This window comes from Candidatus Dependentiae bacterium, from assembly GCA_016871815.1.
Taxonomy (GTDB): domain Bacteria; phylum Babelota; class Babeliae; order Babelales.
Genome location: VHBT01000051.1, coordinates 1 through 1,855 on the forward strand (window position 1 = coordinate 1; position 1,855 = coordinate 1,855).

2 protein-coding genes are annotated in these 1,855 nt (G+C 40.6%); both read right to left on the reverse strand.

The genetic code is table 11. The features are described from left to right. Positions 1–794: peptide chain release factor N(5)-glutamine methyltransferase (locus FJ366_04405; GenBank protein MBM3894808.1), on the reverse strand; the 794-nt coding region annotated here is incomplete at its 3' end. Next, positions 787–1,677, reverse strand: a complete 891-nt coding sequence (ftsY, locus tag FJ366_04410) for a signal recognition particle-docking protein FtsY (GenBank protein MBM3894809.1) — start codon at positions 1,675–1,677, stop codon at positions 787–789. The genes ftsY and FJ366_04405, both read right to left, overlap by 8 nt. Positions 1,678–1,855: the final 178 nt, after the last annotated feature.

The window sequence follows — 1,855 nt, forward strand, 5'->3', positions numbered from 1 at the left end:
AAAACCTTACTTGCACGTGAAAGAATATGACGGTAAAAATAGAGCCCATCATCTCCTCCAATAAGCGCAAGCGACGACTCCCACCTCAATGATGGACACTCAACACATGCCGACGAAAACTCATCTCGAGAAAGATATGGAGGGTTGGACACGATCAAATCAAAGCTTTTATTGGTATTTTCAATAAATTCTTCAACCGAGCACTTAATAAAGGTGATGTTGTTGATTCCAAATCGCTGTTTATTTCGATCCGCTAAGGCAATCGCATCTGCACTCACATCAATACCGATAACCGTAGCATTCGGAAACGCCGCAGCCAAAACAAGGCCAATACACCCAGAACCTGTGCACGCATCCAATATGGAAAATTTTACATTCGAAGGAATTTTTTCTTTCATGGTTTTAACCAACGCCATAAGCCATTCTTCGGTTTCCTGCCGTGGAATAAGAACTGGTTCAGCCACCTCAAAAGCAAATCCACAAAAAGCGACAGCCCCAAGAACATATTCTATTGGCTTTTGCTTTTCAACCCGCTCTGCAAGAGCGTATTCTACAAACCTTCGTGCCGTATCATCAAGCACACATGCTCCATCTGCTACCAAGCGAGTTCGAGATCTACCAGTTGCAGACTCGAGCAACCACCAAGCTTCTTGCTGAGCTGCAAGATCACCTGAACACACAGGGCGCAATCGCTCCTGAATACCTGCAATAACTGCTAACGCAGAACCATTAAACAAAGACCGCAACTGCCGACTAACAGTCTGCCCGGGGTCGTCTGAAGCTACCTCAGCCATTGAATATTCCTTTCACATAAGATTCAGCATTAAATTGCGTAATATCGTCTACGCCTTCACCATGAGACAAATACATCACAGGAACCTGCAATGCATCACAAATCGAGAATATGATACCACCACGAGAAGAACTATCAACCTTGGTAAGAACCACACCGCTCAAAAAACTAACTTCATTAAATAATCGTGCCTGCTCCAAAGAATTCTGGCCAAGAGTGCTGTCAATTACGATCCAGGTTGACAACTCAAGTCCCGCTGCAGCCTTTGCAACGACTTTTGCAATTTTTTCAAGCTCTTTCATCAGATGCTCTTTTGCCTGCAAGCGCCCTGCAGTATCGATGATAATATGATCAAATTGTTCATGAACAAATTTTTGGCATCCATCAAACACAACTGCTGCAGGATCAGTTTTTCCAGCACCATCAAAAAATGATGCCCGCGCTCTATCGGCCCACACTCTTAACTGATCTACGGCTGCTGCACGAAAGGTGTCAGCAGCAACAATCAAAACTTTTTTTCCCTGATCTGTCAGCTTTTTAGCATATTTTCCAACAAATGATGTTTTACCAACACCATTGATCCCAACCATTAATGTAATTTGGGTTTCTTTCTTTTTCTGTTCAACTTTTTTGAGCTGATCGATAAGAATACTCTGCAATAAAGTTTTTATTTCATTACTTGAAGCACCTGGCAACGATTGCTGCTTGAGTAAATCAACTAAGGACTTAGATTTATCCAACCCAACATCAGCAGAGATCAAAACATCTTCAAGTTCGCTGAAAAAGGTCTCGTCAACTTGCCGCGAATTCGAAAAAAAACTGCCAATTTTTGAAGAAAAATAAGAAAAAAACGAAAAAATCTTTGATTTAAAAAAACTAAACATCTGTGCAAATAAATATCATTATGCTTTTAAATTAAGCTCAACTAAAAATAAAGTTTAGCACACAAGATAAAATGCAACCAGCGGAAGAAAAAGAACCAAAAAACATATTGTTTTTTACGATAAATCGGGCCAAAGAGAGCGCTTTAATTCATTTTCACTTTCAACATACCTATTGACC

Coding starts and splice junctions, on each gene's coding strand:
- ftsY (MBM3894809.1), bottom strand. CDS start 1,677: ATGTTTAGTTTTTTTAAATCAAAGATTTTTTCGTTTTTTTCTTATTTT.